Origin of the sequence: Sinorhizobium terangae (assembly GCF_009601505.1) — a bacterium.
In the GTDB taxonomy this organism is placed as follows: domain Bacteria; phylum Pseudomonadota; class Alphaproteobacteria; order Rhizobiales; family Rhizobiaceae; genus Sinorhizobium; species Sinorhizobium terangae.
Genome location: NZ_WITC01000057.1, coordinates 266,154 through 286,447, shown reverse-complemented (window position 1 = coordinate 286,447; position 20,294 = coordinate 266,154). Strand labels below are relative to the sequence as shown.

The following is a 20,294-nucleotide window of genomic DNA, read 5'->3' as shown; positions in this document are numbered from 1 at the left end:
TCGTTCCGTTCTATCGGTAAATGGAGAGGGTTAGCGAAGGACTTCGCCGGTTTCGGCAAGCGCTGACTGTTGTTCGGCCGCCGGCAGCTTCACCTTCAGGTCTTCCGTCATGAATTGCGTGCCGGCGGCAACGACGAGATCACCCGGCTGAAGCCCTTCGGCGACGCGGATGCCATCGCCGGTGAATTCGCCGAGTTTCACGTCGCGCGCATGCACCGTCGAGCTGTCGCGATTGACCACCCAGACGAGCTTCCGCCCGTCCTTTTCGGCAAGCGCGCTCAGCGGGATGGAGACCGACGGCCCGGCATTGGCGGCGACCGCCTCGATCGTGGCGGTCATGCCCAGCAGCACGCGCGGGTCTGTCGGCAGGCTGACGCGCACGGAAAAGGTCCGCGACTGCTGGTCGGCGCTGCCGGAAACCTCGCGCACCTTGCCGTCGAGCACAAGCGCTTCGTCCGACCAGAAGCGCGCCTTGACCGTCTTGCCCGGTTTGAACTCGGATATATCCATCTCGGGCACCGCGATCTGCACTTCTTTCTCGCCATCGACGGCGACGGTCACGACCGGCGTGCCGGTACCGACGACCTGGCCGATGTCGGCATTGATCGCGGTGACGATGCCGTTCTGGTCGGACTTCAGATCCGTGTAGATGACCTGGTTCCTGGCCTGGTCGAGCGAGGAGGCGGCGGCGTCCCGCGTGGAGACCGCCTGATCGTAGAGAAGCGTCGCCTGGTCGAGCTCAGCCTTGGACGAGAATTCCCTGGTGAAGAGCTGCTCGGCCCGCATCTTGGTGAGCGCCGTCGTTTCCACCTGCTTTTCGGCGGCAGCGAGGCTTGCCTCGGCGCTTTTGACGGCGAGCTCGTAATCGGTCGGGTCGATGCGCGCGAGCAGGTCGCCCGGCTTTACCCGGTCGCCGATATTGACAAGCCTTTCAGTGATCTTGCCGCCCACACGGAAGCCGAGATTCATCTCCGTGCGCGCCTTCACCGAACCGGAATAGTCGAGCTCGCGCTGATTGCCGGCGGCGGCGATCTCGACGACCTTGACTGGCCGGATGATCTCCTTGGTCTCCACCTTCTCTTCCGAGCAGGCGGAGAGGGCGACGGCGATGGCAAACGCGGCCGCGAGCTTGGCGGCGACCGGGGTTCTCATTGCGAGGGCCTTTGGTGAAAACATCTCTGGCACTCCTGATCCTGTCTGCCGCCACGCGGCTCGAGTATGGTTCGATTATTTCTTCAGCGCTCTGATCGCGAATTCGATCAGCTCTTCGGGAGTCGCGCGGTTTTCCTTCGCGAGACACTGGGCCACGATCTGCGGATGACAGAGCGTGACGATACTGGCGCCGAAGCAGCGCGCGGCCTTTTCCGGATCCTGATCGGCGAATTCGCCGGCCTTGATGCCGTCGCGGATGATCTCGGCCAGCAACCCATCCATACGGTCGATGTGCTTTTCGATGACGTGCCAGTCCCGCTCGATCGCGACTACGACCATTTCGTGGACTTTCTTCTCGTCGAGCATGGTCTCGACCGTCATCTTGTGCTGCCCCTGCGCATAGCGCCGCAGCCGCTCGGAGGCGCTCAACGGGAGGCGGGAGGTCTCGAAGGCCTGCTGGTAGCTCGCGGCCAGCATGCGCGCGCAAAGCGCCTGGTGGATCTCCGTCTTCGAAGCGAAGAAGCGGTAGATATTGGCCGGTGACATTTCGAGGTCGCGGGCGATGTCGGCCACATTTGTCTTGCTGTAGCCGTAATGCCTAAACAGCCGCTCGGCGGTATCGAGGATCCGCGTCACGTTTTCCTGTCTGGTTGCATCGACGCCGGTGTCTGCGAGTTCGCTCATTTCTTCTCACGAATTACGAGTGACGATTTTCGAATTTCGTCAGTATTAATCCGACAAACGTAACCTGTCAATGATCCTCGACGACGGAACTCCCGCCTAAAATCGGGTTCGCGGCGCAGATGTCGGGGTCGGAAGGGCCGCAAGGCACCGACGATCATGTCGAAGTTCAGGTGCACGCGGTAACAAGAAGGCTGCGGCAATCGGCTGTCATGTGCGCGTTATTTGACGCGCGTCAAAGTCGACAGGTCGGCATCGGCCTATTTCCGGGAGCGACAACCACGGGCAGGGGTCCGGTAGGTTCAACGGAGAAGATGAAATGCTGACAATGATGAAGAAGGGCCTTGGGCTCGCGGCAGCGGCAATGCTGATCACCACGCCCGCGCTTGCGGCGGACTTTGAAGTGCGCATGCTCAACAAGGGCAAGGACGGCGTAATGGTCTTCGAGCCGGCTTCGCTGAAGATCGCCGCAGGCGATACCGTGACCTTCATCCCGACCGACAAGGGCCACAATGTCGAGACGATCAAGGGCATGCTGCCGGATGGCGCCGAAGCGCTGAAGAGCAAGGTCAACGAGAACTACAAGGTCACGTTCACCACGCCGGGCCTCTATGGCGTGAAGTGCCCGCCGCATTACGGCATGGGCATGATCGGCGTCGTGCAGGTCGGCGACAGCCCGGCCAATCGACGTGGTGAAGGGGGCGAAGAACCCGAAGAAGGCGCAGGAGCGCCTCGATGCCGCCCTTGCGGCTCTGGCATTGTAAGCGGCGGCGCCCGTCGATAGCGGGCGACATTCTGGCAGAATGATAAAGGCCGATGCGGCGCCACGCCCCATCGGCCTTTCTTCGGTGCCGCAATCGATGTTTCCACGCGCTGGCGTTGTAGGATATGCATTTTTTCGAAAATGCGAAATGCTGCAGACGCTCACTCCAAGAGAAACCCGATATTTTGCCCGGGTAATATATCCCATTGAATTGACAGATGTTATCTCTGTTCTTGAGGAAAAGAGTTTAGTTTATTTTCCTTTCTTTCCCGTCAAGGATTGTTACTATGTTGGCGAGTGCATCAACGGGGGACGTTAGCGTGTCAGAGTTATCTCCTCAGCAGGTGACGGCGCCACCGCCGCCATCCCGACGACGCGAACTTCTGACATTTCTGGTGCTGGCCTTCGGCATCTGGCCGCTGCTCGCCGTCGCTGTCGTCGGCGGCTATGGCTTCCTGGTCTGGATGTTTCAGCTCGTCTTCGGACCGCCCGGTCCGCCGCCGGCGCCGCATTGAGGCTTGTCATGGCGGTTGCGACGACTTCCAGACGAGACCTGCTCTTCGGACGCGGCGCGTCTCGGCCCGAACGGATCTGTCCGCCGGGCGTGACGCCCGAGAGCCTCGCCGCCTGCACCGGTTGCGGCCGCTGCGTGGACGCCTGTCCTACGCATATCATCAGCCTTGCCGGCAACCGGCCGTCGCTCGATTTTTCCATTGGCGAGTGCACCTTCTGCGGTGAGTGCCGGCGCGCCTGTCCGGAGCCGGTCTTCCAGCTTGCCGAGGTAACGCGCTTTGCCCATGTGGCGGCGATCGCCGATCCTTGCCTGGCGAAGAACAATGTCGCCTGTCAGTCCTGCCGCGACAGTTGTCCGAAACAGGCGATCCGCTTCCAGCCGCGGATCGGCGGGCCTTTCCTGCCGGTCGTCGATGAAGACGCCTGCAGCGGCTGCGGCGCCTGCGTCAGCATCTGTCCGGTCGGCGCCGTTCACGTCTCTGCGCGACATCAGGAAGGCGCCAATGCCTGACAAACCGAGCGAATATCATATCTCGAGCGCCGTCATCGTCGCCGTTCCGGCGATGGAGGACAAGGTTCTGGCGGCGCTTTCCGGCATGAACAATGTCGAGGTGCACGGCCACCAGGGCGGCAAGATCGTGGTGGTCATCGAAGGAACGAGCACGGGCATGCTCGGCGAGTGCCTGTCGCAGGTTTCTACGCTCGAAGGCGTGGTCGCGGCCAACATGGTGTTCGAGCATGTCGAGAAAGAGGAGACGATCGGCAATGACCGACGAACTGACGCGGCGTGACATCCTCAAGGCCCATGCGGCCGGCATAGCGGCGGCGACCGCGGGCATTGCGCTCCCCGCCGCGGCACAGCCGGTGCCGGGCGGTGTCGAAGCACTGCAGATAAAATGGTCGAAGGCGCCGTGCCGCTTCTGCGGCACCGGCTGCGGCGTGATGGTGGGCGTCAAGGAAGGCCAGGTCGTTGCCACCCATGGCGATATGCAGGCGGAGGTCAATCGCGGCCTCAACTGCATCAAGGGCTACTTCCTCTCGAAGATCATGTATGGCGCCGACCGGCTAAAGACGCCGCTTCTGCGCAAGCGGAACGGCGCCTTTGCCAAGGACGGCGAGTTCGAACCGGTGAGCTGGGACGAGGCCTTCGACGTGATGGCCGAGCAGGCGAAGAGAGTCCTGAAGGAAAAGGGGCCAACGGCTGTCGGCATGTTCGGATCCGGGCAGTGGACGATCTTCGAGGGCTATGCGGCGACGAAACTGATGCGCGCCGGCTTCCGCTCCAACAATCTCGACCCCAATGCCCGCCATTGCATGGCGTCCGCCGCCTATGCCTTCATGCGCACCTTCGGCATGGACGAGCCGATGGGATGCTACGACGATTTCGAGCATGCCGACGCCTTTGTCCTCTGGGGCTCGAACATGGCGGAGATGCACCCGATCCTGTGGACGCGGCTTGCGGATCGCCGGCTGGGGCAGGAGCATGTCAAGGTGGCGGTGTTGTCGACCTTCACCCACCGCAGCATGGACCTCGCCGACATCCCGATCGTCTTCAAGCCGGGCACGGATCTCGCGATCCTCAATTACATCGCCAACCACATCATTCAAACGGGGCGCGTCAATCAGGAGTTTGTCGACAAGCACACGACCTTCATGGTCGGCGCGACCGACATCGGCTACGGCCTGAGGCCGGACAATCCGCTCGAGGTCAAGGCAGTGAACGCCAAGGACGCCGCCAAGATGACGCCGAGCACTTTCGAGGACTTCAAGAAGTTCGTCTCGGAGTACACGCTCGACAAGACAGTGGAGCTGACCGGGGTCGAGGTCGGTTTCCTCGAACAACTGGCCGATCTTTACGCCGACCCGAACCGCAAGGTGATGTCGCTCTGGACCATGGGGTTCAACCAGCATGTGCGCGGCGTCTGGGTCAACCACATGGTCTACAACCTCCATCTCCTGACGGGGAAGATTTCGGAGCCGGGCAACAGCCCGTTCTCACTTACCGGGCAGCCTTCGGCCTGCGGCACGGCACGCGAGGTCGGCACCTTCGCGCACCGGCTGCCGGCCGACATGACAGTGACCAATCCCGAGCACCGCAAGCACGCCGAGGAAATCTGGCGGGTGCCGCACGGCATCATCCCGGAAAAGCCGGGTTACCATGCCGTCGAGCAGGACCGCATGTTGAAGGACGGCAAGCTCAATTTCTATTGGGTGCAGGTCAACAACAACATCCAGGCGGCGCCCAACACCAGCAACGAGACCTATCAGGGCTACCGCAACCCCGACAATTTCATCGTCGTCTCCGATGTCTATCCGACGATCACGGCGATGAGCGCCGACCTCATTCTGCCGGCCGCGATGTGGGTGGAGAAGGAGGGCGCTTACGGCAATGCCGAGCGGCGCACACACGTATGGCACCAACTCGTCAATGCGCCCGGCGAGGCGCGTTCCGATCTCTGGCAGATGGTGGAGTTCTCCAAGCGCTTCACCACCGACGAGGTGTGGCCCGCGGAAACCCTCGACGCCAATCCCGGCTATCGCGGCAAGACGCTCTACGACGTGCTCTTCAAGAACGGCAATGTCGATCGTTTCGCCGCGAGCGAGATCAACAAGGACTACGCGAACCGGGAAGCCGAGGCCTTCGGCTTCTACATCCAGAAGGGCTTGTTCGAGGAATATGCCTCCTTCGGGCGCGGCCATGGACACGACCTCGCGCCCTATGACCGCTACCACGAGGTGCGCGGCCTGCGCTGGCCCGTGGTCGACGGCAAGGAGACGCTCTGGCGCTACCGCGAGGGCTACGACCCCTATGTGAAGCCGGGCGAGGACGTGAAGTTCTACGGCCGTCCGGACGGCAGGGCGGTGATCCTCGCCGTTCCCTACGAGCCTCCGGCCGAGTCGCCGGACGAGGAATTCGATATCTGGCTCGTCACCGGTCGCGTGCTCGAACATTGGCATTCCGGATCGATGACGATGCGGGTGCCGGAACTGTACCGGGCCTTCCCGGGCGCCGTCTGTTTCGTGAATGCTGACGACGCACGCAAGCGCAACCTCAATCAGGGTGCCGAGGTCAGGATCATTTCCCGGCGCGGCGAGATCCGTGCCCGCGTCGAGACGCGCGGCCGCAATCGCATGCCGCCGGGCGTCATCTTCGTCCCCTGGTTCGACGCCAGCAAGCTCATCAACAAGGTGACGCTGGATGCCACCGATCCCATCTCCAAACAGACGGATTTCAAGAAATGCGCGGTCAAGATCGTCTCTGTCGCATGATGCGAAGCCCCGTATGGATGTTTGGTGCGCTGCTCGCGCTGCTGTTCGTCAGCAGCGCGGCGATCGCCCAGATGGCGCCCGAAGAAAGGGTGCCGGAACTCTCCGGTCCCCCGCAGGAGATGACCGAGCCAGGGGCGCCCCCGATACCGAAATGGGTGGTCGATGACGTTCGCAAGGAGCGCAATTATCCTGACCAGCCGCCGGTGATCCCGCACTCGATCGAGGGCTATCAGCTTTCGGTCAACACCAACCGCTGCCTCTCCTGCCACAAGCGCGAGCTTACCGAGGAGTCGGGTGCGCCGATGATCAGCGTCACCCATTATATGACGCGTGAAGGCCAGATGCTCGCGGACGTGTCGCCACGGCGCTACTTCTGCACCGCCTGCCACGTGCCGCAGGCGAACGTCAAGCCGCTCGTCGGCAATACCTTCAAGGATATGAGCGAGCTGGGCGTCAAGCCCGCGGGGAGCGAGTGACGCCATGGCATGGATCAGGAAACTCGTCCTTTGGGCGTGGCGCATTGTCAGCACGCCGGCGGGAACGCTGAGCCTCGGCTTCCTGACGCTCGGCGGCTTCGTCGGCGGCGTGATGTTCTGGGGTGCCTTCAACACCGCGCTCGAGCTCACCAACACCGAGGCCTTCTGCACCTCTTGCCACGAGATGCGCGACAACGTCTATCAGGAGCTGACGCGGACGATCCATTTCTCCAATCGCTCCGGCGTCAGGGCCACCTGCCCGGACTGCCACGTTCCGCATGACTGGACGGACAAGATCGCCCGCAAGATGCAGGCATCGAAGGAGGTCTGGGGCAAGATCTTCGGGACGATCAACACCCGCCCGAAATTCCTCGAGCATCGGCTGGAACTCGCCCAGCATGAATGGGCGCGGCTGAAGGCAAACGACAGTCTCGAATGCCGCAATTGCCATTCGTCGGTGGCTATGGACCTCCAGAAGCAGACGGAACGGGCGGCGACGATCCACACCCGTTATCTGCTTCCCGGCCGGGCGACCTGCATCGATTGCCACAAGGGCATCGCGCACGAGCTGCCGAACATGCAGGGCATCGATCCAGGCTGGAAGGTGCCGCCGGAACTGGAAGGCGAGACGACCACGAGTTCAACCCCGATCGACGAACTGCGGCAGGCGATGAAGGAGCTGCACGCGAGCAACTTCTAAAGCCGTTGGATCGGCACTCAATTGCTCGGGCGCGTCAGAATGAAGGCGGCCGGGAGTGCCATCACGGCCGCGACGATGGCCGCAAGCATCGCGTCCGGATTGCTGAAAAGACAGAAGAGACCGAAGCTTGCGGCGATCAGGGCGACGGCGGTGAACTTCGCCTTCGCCGCGATCGCACCCTTTTCCCGCCAGAGGCGCAGTGAAGGACCGAAAACGGGATGCTCGACGAGCCAGCGCTCAAGCCGGGGAGACGCCCGGGCGAACAGGCCGGCCGCCAGGAGCAGGAAAGGTGTGGTGGGCAATAGCGGCAGGAACACGCCGGCGATGGCGAACCCGACCATCAGCCAGCCAAGGCACAAACAAAGGATACGCAACGGAAGGTTCATTCACCGTCTCCAGATCACGCGCTCCCGAAAGGGTAACCGTGTTCATCGCACACCCGCCTTCGAGCTTGGCAAGGCGGCGACATTGAGGAGCCGCGCACCTTGCAGCGCGGCTTCGGCAATGTCCTCGAAAAGCAGCCGCGCTTCCACCAACACGCTTCGGTCGGCATCCCCATAGCCGATCTCGTCAAGCTCGTGAAGCAGTTCCATGATCGTGGCGATGCGGCGCCGGCGGCGCCGGACCTGGTCGAGCATGCGCTTTTCACGCTGCCTCGCCGTCAGGCTTTCGAAGCGAAGCAGCAAGTCGTCGACACGAGCGCGGCAGCCGCATTCGAGCGCAGCACCGTCGATCAGCCTGCGGATCTGGCCGATGACCGCCACGAGATTTTCATCATCAGCGCTTCCACCTGCGAGAACGTCGATTTCACGTACCATGGCGAGACTCCGGCTAACAGCGGGATGCGGGCGAAAACCGCCCACGCCCCGCACTAGGTTGATGCGTGGCCAGCAATCCAGGCGGCGCCTTGCTGGGCGTAATGGAAGCCGTTGGCAAGGCTTGCGGCGGGATAGGCGGCTTGAAGACCGGCGATGGCATCGGCCGGTGCGGACCTGCCGGCGATCGCGTCGTCAAAGGTTCGTGCAACGGCAACCATGTCGCAGTCCTGCGGCGAAAGCCGGATCCGCGAAATGCCGGCGGCCGCTAATTCCGGCAGCTCCTGGATCAGTGCCTGGCATGTGTGCGACACGGTCTGCACGCCATTCAGGGCAAGAAAGGGCTGCCGGTCGAGCGTTTCGACGACCAGACCATCCGGGTCGTCGCCGCAGATGAACTGACAATTGTCCTTGACCAGCCCCTTGGACCGGGCGTGCGCACAGCGGGCGGAGATCGCGAGCGGCACCCGCCCGAAGGCGAATATCTCGAAGGCCACGCCGGGCGCATCGCGAACGATCTCGCGCACGGATGTCATGGGCAGTTCGGGCGGCAGGCATATGCTCGTCGCACCGCGCGAAGCGAGCAGCCGCGCTGTGGCGCCATTATAGACGTTGATCAACGGGCCGACGGAGTGCGGCTTGCCGGCCAGCAGTCCGAGCGCCGACAGGTCATTGGCTTCGACCGGGTGGGCGCTGTCGCGCACCAGAGCGCGCACGATCTGGCTTTCGCGTTCGAGCGTGACGAGCGCCAGCGAGGCGAGGCTGACGCTCTTGCCCGCGCGCTCCAGCCGCTCGACCACTTCGCCGACATGCGGCTCGATGAAATGCAGCCGTTTCGAGCAGACGGTCTCTCCGATGACGACATGCGTGACCGGCGCTTCGTCGGCGATGCGGAAATAGAAATCGCGCCATTTGGGTCCGTCCCACAAGTAGAGGACGGGGCCGAGGCTAAGGCTTGGAAGCGTTGCGCCAGTCATGATCTACCTCCAACGCTTTTCATAGGCGCCGGACGTCGTCCGCTGGCCTTCGCTCAAGAGTCTCAGCCGTGAGATGAGGGCAGGTCGATCGGCGGCATTCGCGGCAAGCGCGCGGCGCATCACCGAGACGACCTCCGCCACATAAGCCTTGCCGCGCTGGCGTCCCTCGATCTTCAGCGCGCTGACGCCGGCCTCGCGCAACAGATCGACGTGGTCCATCACGTCGAGCGAAACCGGGTCCTCGAAGGCGTAGCCGCGCTCGTCCGCGACGTTGAAGCGTCCCTTGCAGAGCGTCGGATAGCCGGCTGCCTCGCCGGCGGGAAAGCGGTTGATCGTATACTCGCCGAGTTCCGAGACGAGTTCGCGGCCATCCTCGCGATAGCGCACATGGCTTGCCGGAGAACAGACGCCGTTCATGTTCGGCGACTTGCCGGTGGCATAGGAGGAGAGCGAACAACGTCCCTCCGCCATCACACAGAGCCCGCCGAAGACGAAAACCTCGATCTCGCAGCGGATCTGTTTTGCAAGGCGCGCGATGTCGGGAATGGTGAGAATGCGCGGCAGCACGACCCGCTTTGCCCGAAACGTCTCGACCAGGAAATTGACCGCGTCTGTATTAGCGGCGGAAGCCTGCACGGACACGTGCAGGCGCTGGTCGGGATAGCGCTCGGCGGTATAGGCCATCAGGCCGAAATCCGCGAGGATGACGGCGTCGGCGCCGAGGCGCACGGCGTCGTCCACGGCCTCGTGCCAGAGTTTTTCGCGACCGGCGCGCATGAAGGTGTTGATGGCGACGAAGGTCATCGTTCCGTGCTGGCGGGCATAGGCGATCGCCGCCTTCAACTCATCGCGGGAAAAGTTCAGCCCCGGGAAATTGCGGGCATTGGTCTCGTCGCGAAAACCGCAGTAGACGGCGTCGGCTCCGGCATCGACGGCCTCGCGGAAGGCGGCCGGCGTTCCGGCCGGGCAGATCAGTTCCATTGGCCGGCCTCCCTGGGCAGGACGCGGCTTCTGATCTCCGCGGCGGCCCGCCGGATCAGCGGCGCAAAGGGGCCCGCAAGGCTGCCGATGTCGGAGGGCAGGTCGATGTTGCAGTCGTCGAGCGCGTTGCGCAGCGCCAGCATCGCCTCCATGTCGCCGGTCACCGTCAGGTCGCGCGAGAAGAACACCGCGTCTCCATCAAGGCGGCCTTCAAGCAGCCCGAGCAGAAGCACGAAACCGCCGGTGACCGCAGCGTCTGTGGCAGGCAGGTCGGGCTTGCGGTGCACGGATATGCGGTTCTTGGCAGGCTCGACCAGGAAGCCGACCGGCAGGTCGGACGGGAAGAAGCCGTATCGCTTGGCCGCGTGTTCGCCGAGGCGACCGAAAAGGCCCGGATGCCGCGTCATGACGTGGGAGAAGACGAGCCTTGTTGCCCGCTCGATGGCGGGAAGGGGGATGAGCCGGAGCGGAACGGCCATCGCTGGGGGAACGGTCATGTGGGGCCTGCAAAATGTGAATATCTGCCTAATGTTAGCCGGCGGCTGTCTCTTGTGTTTGTCCCACATCAAAGACAGGCTGAAATCACCGGCACAAAGAGGCGGCATGAACAAAGCCTTCCGCACAGCACAGCACTTCGCCTCGCTACAGGATTTTGCTTCGTCGCTTGAACGCGACGGCGAGCTGAAGCGGATTTCGCAGCCTGTTTCGCTCGTCCATGAAGTCACCGAGATCCACCGGCGCGTGCTTGCGTCAAGCGGACCGGCGCTGTTGTTCGAAAAGCCGGTCGATGCTTCCGGCCGTGTGCACGAGATTCCGCTGCTCGCCAATCTTTTCGGCGCGCAAGCGCGGATCGAGCGCGGCTGCGGCCTGGAGCCGGGCGGATTGCCGTTCCTTGCCGCGGAACTCGCCGAGCTGCGCGACCCCCGCGCGCCGGGATCGCTGCGTGACGCCTGGGAGAAACTGCCGTTGCTGCGGTCCGCGCTCTCGATGCGGCCGAAGCATTGTAGCCGGGCGCCATGCCAGGAGATCGTCTGGAGCGGTCCGGATGTCGATCTCGGAAAACTGCCGATCCAGTGGTGCTGGCCGGGCGAACCGGCGCCGCTCATCACCTGGCCACTGGTGATCACCATGGCTCCGGACGACCCGTCCGACATCAATGTCGGCATCTACCGCATGCAGGTTCTGGGCAGAGATCGGGCGATCGTCCGCTGGCTCGCCCATCGCGGCGGTGCACGCCATCATCGCCTTTGGCAGAAACAGGGCCGGGACATGCCGGTCGCGGTCGCGATCGGGGCGGATCCGGCCACTATCCTCGCGTCGGTGATGCCGTTGCCGGACGGACTGAGCGAACTTAATTTTTCAGGGCTCATTCGCCGGCGCCGAACACCGGTTGCGACTGGTCGTACGGTACCGCTTTCGGTGCCGGCCAACGCGGAGATCGTCCTCGAAGGCACCGTTTCTGCGGCCGAGACGGCGGATGAAGGGCCCTACGGCGACCATACCGGCTATTACAATTCCGTCGACCGCTTTCCGGTGATGACGCTTTCGGCGATCACGATGCGTCGCAATCCGATCTATCTCTCCACCTATACCGGTCGGCCGCCCGACGAGCCGTCGCGTCTTGGCGAAGCGATGAACGTGCTGTTCGTGCCGCTCGTGAAGAAGCAGTTTCCGGAGATCGTCGATTTGTGGTTGCCGCCGGAAGCCTGCTCCTACCGGGCGATGGTCGTGGCGATCGACAAGCGGTATCCGGGCCAGGCGAAGCGGTTGATGATGGGGCTCTGGTCGATGCTGCCGCAGTTCAGCTACGTGAAGCTCATCATCGTCGTCGACCCGGATATCAATGTGCGCAACTGGCCGGATGTCGTCTGGGCGCTTTCCACGCGCTTCGACGCGAGCCGCGACGTCACCATCGTCACCGACACGCCGATCGACTATCTCGATTTCGCCTCGCCGCGCTCCGGCCTCGGCGGCAAGCTCGGGCTCGACGCGACCACCAAGATCGGCGCGGAGACCGACCGCGAATGGGGAAAGGTGCTCGACATGTCGCCAGAGGTGAAAGCCGATGTCGATCGGATGTGGGCGGAGCTGGGTCTGGGAGAGAGCCGATGACGGCAAGATCGAGGATAGTCGTCGGCGTAACCGGCGCTTCGGGGGGCGCGATCCCGCTGCGCATCGCCGAGCGACTTGCGCGGATCGACGAAGTCGAGATGCATCTGGTCATGTCGCCGGCGGCCCATCGCACGCTGAGCCACGAGGTCGGACGGGACGCGCTACTGCGCTTGCTCGAAAAGGCCGATCGGGTTTACGAGCACGACAACATCGGCGCGGCGATCGCCAGCGGATCCTTTCCGACCGCCGGCATGATCGTCTCACCCTGCTCGATGCGCACGCTGGCGGCGATCGCCAGCGGCCTTGCGGACAACCTTCTGGTCAGAGCCGCAGACGTGCATCTGAAGGAGCGCCGGCGTCTCGTGTTGATGACGCGCGAGACGCCGCTCCACCTCGGGCACCTGCGCAACATGTGCGCCGTCACGGAAATGGGGGCGATCGTCATGCCGCCGGTGCCAGGATTTTATCACCGGCCGAAAAGCGTCGAGGCGATCGTCGATCACCTTGCCGCGCGCGCCATCGACCTTCTCGCGCTGCCGATCGCGCCGCTCGCCGAAACCTGGCAGGGATAAAGCCGCGTCAGGAATGTGCGACGCGCGGCAAGGTCAAATCATGGCAAAGGCTTGCAGCAGAGGATCGGCACCGAAGAGGGCGTGATGGCCGCCGGCAAGCAGCCAGAGCGTAATGGCTGCCGTGGCGAAGGCCGACAGCACCAGCACAGGATCGAGGCGGAAGCGAGTGGTGCCGCCGAGGACGGCGGCGAAGGGCCAGATCGACGTGCCGGCGGCAGCGCTCGGCCACTTGTCGCCCAGGCGCCGGCGCGCGCGCCGTTCGACCATCAGGAAACCGCCCGCGGCAAAGAGCGCAAAACCGCCGAAAAGTACGAGCGAACGAAGATCGCCGTTCGGCACAACGTGTCCCGCCGCCCAGATGAGGAACCCCCAGAGCACCGGATGTCGCGTGATGCCGACGATCGCTCCAGTCCGTCCGGTGCCTTGAAAGATCGAGACGGAAAGCGGGTTCTCGCTGAAGAGGCCCGCAAGAACAAGAAATATGCCGAGGGGTGCGAGCACGAAGGTCACCCAGGCCTGCCAAGGCGCCGGGTCCCAGAGCGGTATGAAATCCAGCGTCAGCGCCGCGTGGAAGACCCAGACGAGCGCTACGATCGACAGCAGCGAATAGCCGGCAAAATAACCCTTGCGGCCCAGCCGCTGAATAAGCCGCTCGCGAAGTTTCGGCATGGCGGGCACCATGTGCAGCGCGAGAAAGACCGCGAAGGCCAGAAAAAATTCACGCATTGCAGGCACCCCGACGGCGTTCGGCAAGCAGTAGACGCTCCGTCGCGACATGGCGGCGGAGGTTCTCGAAGAGGACACGCAGCATATAGCCGATCGCGTCCCAGCTTAGCCGGCAGCGACCGTGAAGAAGCTCGCGCAGGGCATCGGCGACTTCCGCCGCAGCTTTCTCATCGTGTTCGTGCTCTTTGCGAAGACGCTCGATTAACGTCGTCACGTTGCGACCGTCCGGTTGTGAGCGAAGTTGCCGAAAGAGGACTTGCTCCTCCAGTTCGTGCAGGTTGCCAAGCGTCGGTACCAGCGTGTTCGCGATCTCATCGTAGCGCGTCACATCGATTGCGTTCGGCAAGGTGTCGGCGATTGCCTCCAGCCGATCACATAATTCCAACAGCGCGTCATAGCCGTTTTCCAGCATGCGGCTTGGTTGCATCGTCTCTTTTCCAGCCATCAGCCGGACTCCAATCGATTGATCCTGACGCAATCGTCTAGCCGGCGAGCCGGCTCGCTTCTTTGACATATCGCAAGTCCCGATTGATACGAGCCATGCGCTAGCGGTCGAGAAAGAGCACCACGGCAATCGCGATCGAGAACAGGACGGCCGAGACCGTGCCGGCACGCTGCAACACGCCCATGCGGTGGAGGACTAGGGCGAAAACGATGATGATGGGGGTAGCGACCGAAAGGCCGATCTGTGCGTCTGTCATCGAAGAACTCCTAGATCACGATGATTTTCGGTCGAATCGACCCAAAATCATAAACGTGATCGATTCTAATAAGTTGAGACGCGGGATGCGGGCGGAAAACCGCGCACACTTTTCCTCATCCCGCTCTGGGTGCCCTCGCCGATATCCGGTTTTTGGCCCTGCTTCCTTGCGAAATGTCAAAGACATCGCTCTGCCGGCTCGCCTAAGTGCCGATCGTTTCCGATCAAGGGAGATGCGGCATGGATGCACGGGTAACGTCTGATATCGAGGCGGGCGAGGAAGCGCCCGCAGATGAGCTTCTGCTCTGGATTCTGGTCTGGAGCGAACTTGCGGCCTTCGGCATTCTGCTTGTGGCGTTTCTCGTCACCGGCGTCCTGCAGGCCGAGGCATTTGCTGCCGGGCGAAACGAACTCAACCCCCTGCTCGCAGGCATCAACACGCTGGTACTTTTGACGAGCGGCTGGCAGGCGGCGCTCGCCGCGCGCAAATCCGCTCTACCCGGGGAGCGCCGGCGTGCCCTCGTCATGGCCGCCCTGCTCGGCTTCGTCTTCGTTGCCATCAAGCTCACGGAATATAGCGGTGAGCTCGCAAGCGGCGACATTGCCCGGTTCGGCGCCTTCTTCGAGCTCTATTTCCTGATCACCGGCTTCCATCTGCTGCATGTGGCCTTCGGTGGCCTGATCCTGCTTCTCGTCGCCTGGCGTCCGACGCCCGGCAATGTAACCCTGATAACAACCCTCTGGCATGTCATCGATCTCATCTGGATCGTGATGTTCCCGATCATCTATCTGGTATGACCTATGACGGACCGCACTCGAAACCAACTCGGTCGAACCTGGATCGTGCTCGTTGCCATCGTGCTTTCGGGCATGTCGGCGGTCGCCTTTCAAGGCCGCGCCTCTGTCGTCGTTTTCGCCATCCTCACTCTGGCGCTCATCAAAGCCAGGCTGATCATCCTGGATTTCATGGGCCTGCGCTCCGGTTCGGCCGCCGTGCGGCGTGGGCTTTTCGTCTGGCCGCTGGTCCTCGTGCTGCTCGCAGCGGCGAAGCTCGTCGCCACCGGCATGCCATCCGTTTGAAACCGCTTTCCTTGTTTGCCGAAACGCAAAGAACGCGCGCGGGAAATCCATAGACATGGATCGCGCCCCGGACATTCGTCGGCACCGCCGAACGGGGAGGGGATCAGATCAAGCCGGCCACGCTTTCGCGGCCATCTGAAATCGAAAGGACCACGTGATGGCAGAACGCCTCACCAAGACCGGGGCCCGAAACGTCTTCTATGGCGGGTCCTTCTTCTTCTTTGCCATATTTGTCGGGCTGACCGCCCATAGCCACTATTACATGAAGACGAGCTCGACGGACGAGACGACGCTGACGGACTCGGTCGGGCGCGGCAAGCACGTCTGGGAAAAGAACTCCTGTATCAACTGCCACACGCTTCTCGGCGAAGGCGCCTATTTCGCGCCCGAGCTCGGCAATGTCTGGAAGCGCTGGGGTGGCGACAAGGATCCGGAAGGCGCGCGCGAAACGCTGAAGGCGTGGATGGCGGCGCAACCCTCCGGCGTCGAAGGGCGCCGGCAGATGCCGCAATTCAGTCTCACCGAACAGGAGCTCAACGACCTCGCCGACTTCCTGGAGTGGACGAGCCGCATCAAGACCCAGAACTGGCCACCGAACGAGGCTGGCTAAGCGTTGCGATTGGAGTAAAGAACCATGAAATACCAGACCCAGAAGGTCGCGATGCTCTATTTTTATGGCGCACTCGGCCTGTTTCTCGCCCAGGTGCTGTTCGGTGTTCTCGCCGGCACCATCTACGTCCTGCCCAACACGCTCTCCGAGCTCCTGCCGTTCAACATCGTGCGCATGGTGCACACCAATGCGCTGATCGTCTGGCTGCTGATGGGCTTCATGGGCGCCACTTATTATCTCCTACCAGAGGAAGCGGAAACGGAGCTTTACAGCACCAAGATCGCGGCGGCGCAGTTCTGGCTCTTCCTGATCGCGGCGGCCGTCGCGGTGGTCGGGTACCTTTTCCATATCCACGAGGGCCGTGAGTTTCTCGAGCAGCCCTTCGCGATCAAGGTCGGCATCGTCGTGGTGGCGCTGATGTTCCTCTACAACATCACGCTCACCGTTCTCAAGGGCCGCAAGACGACGGTGACCAACATCCTGATCTTCGGCCTCTGGGGTGTGGCGATCTTCTTCCTGTTTGCCTTCTACAACCCGATGAACCTGGCACTCGACAAGATGTACTGGTGGTACGTCGTCCACCTGTGGGTTGAAGGCGTCTGGGAGCTGATCATGGCATCGGTGCTCGCCTTCCTGATGATCAAGCTTAACGGCATCGACCGCGAGGTCGTCGAGAAGTGGCTCTACGTCATCGTCGGCCTGGCGCTCTTCTCCGGCATCCTCGGCACCGGTCACCATTACTACTGGATCGGCGCGCCGGGCTATTGGCAGTGGATCGGCTCGCTCTTCTCGACGCTCGAAGTCGCACCGTTCTTCACCATGGTGATCTTCGCCTTCGTCATGACCTGGAAGGCCGGGCGCAAGCACCCGAACCGTGCGGCCCTTCTCTGGTCGATCGGCTGCTCGGTCATGGCCTTCTTCGGCGCCGGCGTCTGGGGCTTCCTGCACACGCTGTCCTCGGTGAACTACTACACCCACGGCACGCAGGTGACTGCGGCCCACGGCCACCTCGCCTTCTTCGGCGCTTACGTGATGTTGAACCTGGCCGTGATGGCCTATGCGATCCCGGAAATCCGCGGCCGCCAACCCTACAACCAGTGGCTCTCGATCGTCAGCTTCTGGGCCATGTGTACCGCCATGTCGGTGATGACCTTCGCACTCACCTTCGCGGGCGTCCTTCAGGTCCACCTGCAGCGCGTCCTCGGCGAGAGCTACATGGACGTGCAGGACCAGCTGGCGCTGTTCTACTGGATCCGCCTCGGCTCGGGTGCAGTCGTCCTCGTCTCGGCGCTGATGTTCATCTGGGCCGTGCTGGTTCCAGGCCGCGAGCGCAGCGAACGGCTTGCCGCTTCGATCCAGCCCGCCGAATGATCGCCCCGACCGATCCCGCCCACGTCGGGATCGGTCCTTCTTGCTTCGACTATTTGTCACGGAGACCAAAATGAACTTTGTTCTGCCGAACGCACCTCGCCCGACCGCCGACATTCCGCACTACCGTCCGCTCGGCAACGAATGCGCGCTGTTCGAGACCGCCTGGATCAGGCAATTGCCGCTCCTGCTGAAAGGCCCGACCGGCTGCGGCAAGACGCGTTTTGTCAGCCATATGGCCGCGAGGCTCGGCCTGCCGCTCTCGACGGTTTCCTGCCATGACGATCTTGCAGCTGCAGATCTCACCGGCCGCTACCTGCTGAAGGGCGGCGACACGGTCTGGGTCGACGGGCCGCTGACGCGCGCAGTGCGCGAGGGCGGCGTGTGCTATCTCGACGAGATCGTCGAGGCGCGCAAGGACGTCGCCGTCGTCCTCCATCCGCTCACCGACGATCGCCGCATGCTGCCGCTGGAGCGCACCGGCGAGATGCTCGAGGCGCCGTCCGGCTTCATGCTGGTCGTCTCCTACAATCCCGGCTACCAGAACCTTCTCAAGAGCTTGAAGCCCAGCACGCGGCAGCGCTTCGTCGCGATCGAGTTCGACTTTCTGCCGAAGGCCCAGGAAATCGCCGTCGTCGAGGCGGAAAGCGGGCTTGCGGAGTGCCAAGTGGCCCGGCTCGTCGATCTCGCCGTGCGCCTGAGAGCGCTTAAAGGTCACGATCTCGAAGAGGGCGTTTCGACCCGCCTGCTCGTCTACTGTGCCTGCCTGATCGACGCCGGGATGCCGGCGAAGGAAGCTGTCCGCGCAGCCATGATAGAGCCCCTGACCGACGAGCCCGACGTCAGGGCGGCGCTTCTGGAAGTGGCCGACTCCCTGATAGCCTGAGGTCCTGGCCATGCTCGATTTCCTCGAACTGGAAGAAACGGTCGGCCGTGCCTGGCACCGCTTCATCGGCAATACGCGCACGTGGCGGCGCTACCCGGAGCACGCCGTTCGGCTTGCGGATCTCCTGCCGGTGCTTTCGATCTCGTTCCGGGGGCACGGCGGCGAGAGCGCAGTGCAGATCGCCCCGGCGCGCGGACGCACGTCGGCCCACAGGCTCAAATGGCGCCAGCGCGTGGGCCTCGGGGAGGAGAAGCTCACGCAGCCCGGGCGCGATCACGCATCGCTGATGCTGCCGGCGGAAATCGATCTTTTTCCAGACAAGGACCTCAATCGCGACCTCTATTTCTGGCTCGTCGCCTATATGGCGACGATGTCGCTGGAGCCGCTGGCGGAGGCCGATCTGCTCCGCCGCGATCTTGCCGCACTTACTCGTGCGGAAGTAACCGTCGCGGCCGTGTTGGATATGTTTCCGGGCATGCGTCTGCGTTACCGCCGGCTCGCGGCAGCCGTCCTTGCGGAGCGAACCAGAGGCGCGCTGCCATCCGTGGAGCAGCATGTCGAAAACCGCATTCTCGGCATTTTGCGGACGGCCACAGGGGAGCCGGGCAATACTTTGCCGGTGATCTTCCCGCATCGTGCGCCGCCCGGTTATCTGCCGATGTTGCCTTTGCCGCTCTGGCCGGATGCGCTTGTGCGCTCCGAGACGGATACGCGACGCGAGGATGATGACCCGGCGTTGGGCGGGGCGGCGGCGTCGCTCACCGAGACCGAGCGCCATGTCGCGACTCGCGAGAATCGCAGGAACCGCAAGGGCGACCGCAGCCTGTTCATTCTCAACCGCTTCGAGAAGATCCTTGCCATGGCGGAGATGGTCAACGTCGACCGGCCCGCCGACGACAGCGACGACCACGATGCGAAGGCTGCGGAAGAGCTGGACGAGATGACGCTCGGCGAACGGAAGGGGCGCCCGTCCGCACGCTTCCGGTTCGATCTGGACCTGCCGCCCGAGGCGGTCGACGTCACACCGTTGACGGCCGAACATACTTATCCGGAGTGGAACTACCGTACAGGCACCTATCTCAAGGACCATTGCCGCGTATTGGCTTCTCCCGCTTCCGCACTCGGCGACCGGGCCGAGCTGACCTGGGAGACGCAAAGCCTCATTCGTCGTGTGCGACGTCAGTTCGAGGTGCTCAGACCGCGACACGAGATCCTGCGCGCGCAGATCGACGGCGCCGATCTCGATCTCGACGCTGTTGTTCGTGCGCGCACTGACCTTGCGGCCGGCGGCCAGGGAAGCGACCGTATTCACCTGATGAGCCGGCCGCAGGCGCACGATCTCGCTGTGACCATCCTCGTCGACGTGTCCCTGTCGACCGATTCCTGGTCGGACAATCACCGCGTTCTCGATGTCGAGAAGGAGGCGTTGACGATCCTGGCACATGGCCTGGCGGCTTGCGGCGACAACCACTCAATCCTGACCTTCACGTCGCGGCGGCGTGACTGGGTGCGGGTGGAAACCGTCAAGGCTTTCGATGAGCCGATGAGTGGTCTCGTCGAGGCGCGGATCGCCGCGCTCAAGCCCGGTTATTACACCCGCATCGGCGCGGCGATCCGGCATGCTTCGGCTGAGCTCCGCAAGCAGCCGAACCGCAAGAAACTGCTTCTGGTGCTCACCGATGGCAAGCCGAACGACATCGACCATTACGAGGGACGCTTCGCGCTGGAAGACAGCCGGCGAGCCGTGGCGGAGGCGCGCCGAAGCGGGATCAGCACCTTTGCCGTCACGGTCGATCGCGAGGCGCGATCCTATGTGCCGACGATGTTCGGCCAGAACGGCTATGCCATGGTCGGCAACATTGCCCGCCTACCGGCCGCGCTTCCCGCCATCTATCGCGGCCTTGCCGGATAG

General features: G+C 63.1%; 24 protein-coding genes and 1 pseudogene. 15 read left to right on the top strand and 10 right to left on the bottom strand.

From position 1 onward, the window contains the following. Window positions 1-30: 30 nt before the first annotated feature. Window positions 31-1,176: an efflux RND transporter periplasmic adaptor subunit gene (locus GHK62_RS15340; protein ID WP_153440001.1), complete on the bottom strand. Its 1,146-nt coding sequence runs from the start codon at window positions 1,174-1,176 to the stop codon at window positions 31-33. 51 nt (window positions 1,177-1,227) lie between these two features. Continuing rightward, window positions 1,228-1,836, bottom strand: coding sequence for a TetR/AcrR family transcriptional regulator (locus GHK62_RS15335; RefSeq protein WP_153440000.1), 609 nt, complete (start codon window positions 1,834-1,836; stop codon window positions 1,228-1,230). 319 nt (window positions 1,837-2,155) lie between these two features. On the opposite strand from GHK62_RS15335, the pseudogene GHK62_RS15330 reads away from it, so the two are divergent. The 7 genes and pseudogenes from GHK62_RS15330 (at window position 2,156) to GHK62_RS15300 (ending at window position 7,555) form a co-directional block, all read left to right on the top strand. After that, window positions 2,156-2,597 (top strand): annotated as a pseudogene (locus GHK62_RS15330) (pseudoazurin). Between the two features lie 319 nt (window positions 2,598-2,916). Next, window positions 2,917-3,111: a periplasmic nitrate reductase, NapE protein gene (gene napE, locus GHK62_RS15325; RefSeq protein WP_327791022.1), complete on the top strand. Its 195-nt coding sequence runs from the start codon at window positions 2,917-2,919 to the stop codon at window positions 3,109-3,111. A gap of 8 nt (window positions 3,112-3,119) precedes the next feature. Continuing rightward, window positions 3,120-3,620 (top strand): ferredoxin-type protein NapF, encoded by a 501-nt coding sequence (locus tag GHK62_RS15320; protein WP_153439998.1) that lies wholly within the window; start codon window positions 3,120-3,122, stop codon window positions 3,618-3,620. Next, on the top strand, window positions 3,613-3,900 hold the full coding sequence (locus GHK62_RS15315) for a chaperone NapD (protein ID WP_153439997.1): 288 nt from the start codon (window positions 3,613-3,615) through the stop codon (window positions 3,898-3,900). Before GHK62_RS15320 ends, GHK62_RS15315 begins: the two co-directional genes overlap by 8 nt. Continuing rightward, window positions 3,875-6,379, top strand: a complete 2,505-nt coding sequence (gene napA, locus GHK62_RS15310) for a periplasmic nitrate reductase subunit alpha (protein WP_153439996.1) — start codon at window positions 3,875-3,877, stop codon at window positions 6,377-6,379. Before GHK62_RS15315 ends, napA begins: the two co-directional genes overlap by 26 nt. Before the next feature lie 17 nt (window positions 6,380-6,396). After that, window positions 6,397-6,855 (top strand): nitrate reductase cytochrome c-type subunit, encoded by a 459-nt coding sequence (locus tag GHK62_RS15305; protein WP_380786594.1) that lies wholly within the window; start codon window positions 6,397-6,399, stop codon window positions 6,853-6,855. 4 nt (window positions 6,856-6,859) lie between these two features. Next, entirely contained in the window at window positions 6,860-7,555 is a 696-nt protein-coding gene (locus tag GHK62_RS15300; protein WP_153439994.1) for a NapC/NirT family cytochrome c, read from the top strand. Between the two features lie 17 nt (window positions 7,556-7,572). Here GHK62_RS15300 and GHK62_RS15295 read toward each other — a convergent pair whose 3' ends face one another. Genes GHK62_RS15295 through ubiT form a run of 5 tightly spaced genes read right to left on the bottom strand, consistent with a single transcriptional unit; the run spans window position 7,573 to window position 10,825 of the window. Next, window positions 7,573-7,941 carry a YbaN family protein gene (locus GHK62_RS15295; protein WP_153439993.1) on the bottom strand — a complete coding sequence of 123 codons (369 nt, stop codon included), beginning with the start codon at window positions 7,939-7,941 and terminating at the stop codon, window positions 7,573-7,575. A 42-nt stretch (window positions 7,942-7,983) separates the two neighbouring features. Next, complete coding sequence (locus GHK62_RS15290; RefSeq protein WP_153439992.1) at window positions 7,984-8,373, bottom strand: hypothetical protein; 390 nt, start codon at window positions 8,371-8,373, stop codon at window positions 7,984-7,986. A gap of 53 nt (window positions 8,374-8,426) precedes the next feature. Then, window positions 8,427-9,350, bottom strand: a complete 924-nt coding sequence (ubiV, locus tag GHK62_RS15285) for a ubiquinone anaerobic biosynthesis protein UbiV (RefSeq protein ID WP_184108615.1) — start codon at window positions 9,348-9,350, stop codon at window positions 8,427-8,429. After that, window positions 9,351-10,328, bottom strand: a complete 978-nt coding sequence (ubiU, locus tag GHK62_RS15280; RefSeq protein WP_153439990.1) for a ubiquinone anaerobic biosynthesis protein UbiU — start codon at window positions 10,326-10,328, stop codon at window positions 9,351-9,353. Beyond that, a complete protein-coding gene (gene ubiT / locus GHK62_RS15275; protein ID WP_153439989.1) occupies window positions 10,319-10,825 on the bottom strand; it encodes a ubiquinone anaerobic biosynthesis accessory factor UbiT in 507 nt (168 codons plus the stop codon). Before ubiT ends, ubiU begins: the two co-directional genes overlap by 10 nt. Window positions 10,826-10,931: 106 nt before the next feature. Here ubiT and GHK62_RS15270 point away from each other — a divergent pair, with 106 nt between their 5' ends. Then, window positions 10,932-12,440, top strand: coding sequence for a UbiD family decarboxylase (locus tag GHK62_RS15270; protein ID WP_153439988.1), 1,509 nt, complete (start codon window positions 10,932-10,934; stop codon window positions 12,438-12,440). Beyond that, window positions 12,437-13,012 (top strand): UbiX family flavin prenyltransferase, encoded by a 576-nt coding sequence (locus GHK62_RS15265; protein WP_153439987.1) that lies wholly within the window; start codon window positions 12,437-12,439, stop codon window positions 13,010-13,012. The genes GHK62_RS15270 and GHK62_RS15265 overlap by 4 nt, the downstream gene beginning before the upstream one ends. 33 nt (window positions 13,013-13,045) lie before the next feature. Here the strand turns inward: GHK62_RS15265 and GHK62_RS15260 are convergent, their stop codons facing one another. From GHK62_RS15260 to GHK62_RS15250, 3 genes are all read right to left on the bottom strand, one after another. Continuing rightward, window positions 13,046-13,738, bottom strand: coding sequence for an NnrU family protein (locus GHK62_RS15260; protein WP_153439986.1), 693 nt, complete (start codon window positions 13,736-13,738; stop codon window positions 13,046-13,048). Further along, complete coding sequence (locus GHK62_RS15255; protein WP_167528262.1) at window positions 13,731-14,183, bottom strand: hemerythrin domain-containing protein; 453 nt, start codon at window positions 14,181-14,183, stop codon at window positions 13,731-13,733. Before GHK62_RS15255 ends, GHK62_RS15260 begins: the two co-directional genes overlap by 8 nt. A 100-nt stretch (window positions 14,184-14,283) precedes the next feature. Next, window positions 14,284-14,439 (bottom strand): hypothetical protein, encoded by a 156-nt coding sequence (locus GHK62_RS15250; protein ID WP_153439984.1) that lies wholly within the window; start codon window positions 14,437-14,439, stop codon window positions 14,284-14,286. Between the two features lie 239 nt (window positions 14,440-14,678). On the opposite strand from GHK62_RS15250, the gene GHK62_RS15240 reads away from it, so the two are divergent. From GHK62_RS15240 to GHK62_RS15215, 6 genes are all read left to right on the top strand, one after another. Next, the gene (locus GHK62_RS15240) at window positions 14,679-15,236 is read left to right on the top strand and encodes a cytochrome c oxidase subunit 3 (protein ID WP_153439982.1); all 558 of its coding nucleotides are present in this window, start codon (window positions 14,679-14,681) and stop codon (window positions 15,234-15,236) included. A gap of 3 nt (window positions 15,237-15,239) precedes the next feature. Further along, window positions 15,240-15,518 carry a cytochrome C oxidase subunit IV family protein gene (locus tag GHK62_RS15235; RefSeq protein WP_153439981.1) on the top strand — a complete coding sequence of 93 codons (279 nt, stop codon included), beginning with the start codon at window positions 15,240-15,242 and terminating at the stop codon, window positions 15,516-15,518. Between the two features lie 157 nt (window positions 15,519-15,675). Further along, entirely contained in the window at window positions 15,676-16,128 is a 453-nt protein-coding gene (locus tag GHK62_RS15230) for a c-type cytochrome (RefSeq protein WP_153439980.1), read from the top strand. Between the two features lie 24 nt (window positions 16,129-16,152). Further along, window positions 16,153-17,499, top strand: coding sequence for a nitric-oxide reductase large subunit (locus GHK62_RS15225; protein WP_153439979.1), 1,347 nt, complete (start codon window positions 16,153-16,155; stop codon window positions 17,497-17,499). Window positions 17,500-17,569: 70 nt separating this feature from the next. Next, entirely contained in the window at window positions 17,570-18,382 is an 813-nt protein-coding gene (locus GHK62_RS15220) for a CbbQ/NirQ/NorQ/GpvN family protein (protein WP_153439978.1), read from the top strand. 10 nt (window positions 18,383-18,392) lie between these two features. After that, window positions 18,393-20,294: a nitric oxide reductase activation protein NorD gene (locus GHK62_RS15215; protein WP_153439977.1), complete on the top strand. Its 1,902-nt coding sequence runs from the start codon at window positions 18,393-18,395 to the stop codon at window positions 20,292-20,294.

Coding starts and splice junctions, on each gene's coding strand:
- GHK62_RS15340 (WP_153440001.1), bottom strand. CDS start 1,176: ATGTTTTCACCAAAGGCCCTCGCAATGAGAACCCCGGTCGCCGCCAAG.
- GHK62_RS15335 (WP_153440000.1), bottom strand. CDS start 1,836: ATGAGCGAACTCGCAGACACCGGCGTCGATGCAACCAGACAGGAAAAC.
- GHK62_RS15320 (WP_153439998.1), top strand. CDS start 3,120: ATGGCGGTTGCGACGACTTCCAGACGAGACCTGCTCTTCGGACGCGGC.
- GHK62_RS15315 (WP_153439997.1), top strand. CDS start 3,613: ATGCCTGACAAACCGAGCGAATATCATATCTCGAGCGCCGTCATCGTC.
- napA (WP_153439996.1), top strand. CDS start 3,875: ATGACCGACGAACTGACGCGGCGTGACATCCTCAAGGCCCATGCGGCC.
- GHK62_RS15305 (WP_380786594.1), top strand. CDS start 6,397: ATGTTTGGTGCGCTGCTCGCGCTGCTGTTCGTCAGCAGCGCGGCGATC.
- GHK62_RS15300 (WP_153439994.1), top strand. CDS start 6,860: ATGGCATGGATCAGGAAACTCGTCCTTTGGGCGTGGCGCATTGTCAGC.
- GHK62_RS15295 (WP_153439993.1), bottom strand. CDS start 7,941: ATGAACCTTCCGTTGCGTATCCTTTGTTTGTGCCTTGGCTGGCTGATG.
- GHK62_RS15290 (WP_153439992.1), bottom strand. CDS start 8,373: ATGGTACGTGAAATCGACGTTCTCGCAGGTGGAAGCGCTGATGATGAA.
- ubiU (WP_153439990.1), bottom strand. CDS start 10,328: ATGGAACTGATCTGCCCGGCCGGAACGCCGGCCGCCTTCCGCGAGGCC.
- ubiT (WP_153439989.1), bottom strand. CDS start 10,825: ATGACCGTTCCCCCAGCGATGGCCGTTCCGCTCCGGCTCATCCCCCTT.
- GHK62_RS15270 (WP_153439988.1), top strand. CDS start 10,932: ATGAACAAAGCCTTCCGCACAGCACAGCACTTCGCCTCGCTACAGGAT.
- GHK62_RS15265 (WP_153439987.1), top strand. CDS start 12,437: ATGACGGCAAGATCGAGGATAGTCGTCGGCGTAACCGGCGCTTCGGGG.
- GHK62_RS15260 (WP_153439986.1), bottom strand. CDS start 13,738: ATGCGTGAATTTTTTCTGGCCTTCGCGGTCTTTCTCGCGCTGCACATG.
- GHK62_RS15255 (WP_167528262.1), bottom strand. CDS start 14,183: ATGGCTGGAAAAGAGACGATGCAACCAAGCCGCATGCTGGAAAACGGC.
- GHK62_RS15250 (WP_153439984.1), bottom strand. CDS start 14,439: ATGACAGACGCACAGATCGGCCTTTCGGTCGCTACCCCCATCATCATC.
- GHK62_RS15240 (WP_153439982.1), top strand. CDS start 14,679: ATGGATGCACGGGTAACGTCTGATATCGAGGCGGGCGAGGAAGCGCCC.
- GHK62_RS15235 (WP_153439981.1), top strand. CDS start 15,240: ATGACGGACCGCACTCGAAACCAACTCGGTCGAACCTGGATCGTGCTC.
- GHK62_RS15230 (WP_153439980.1), top strand. CDS start 15,676: ATGGCAGAACGCCTCACCAAGACCGGGGCCCGAAACGTCTTCTATGGC.
- GHK62_RS15225 (WP_153439979.1), top strand. CDS start 16,153: ATGAAATACCAGACCCAGAAGGTCGCGATGCTCTATTTTTATGGCGCA.
- GHK62_RS15220 (WP_153439978.1), top strand. CDS start 17,570: ATGAACTTTGTTCTGCCGAACGCACCTCGCCCGACCGCCGACATTCCG.
- GHK62_RS15215 (WP_153439977.1), top strand. CDS start 18,393: ATGCTCGATTTCCTCGAACTGGAAGAAACGGTCGGCCGTGCCTGGCAC.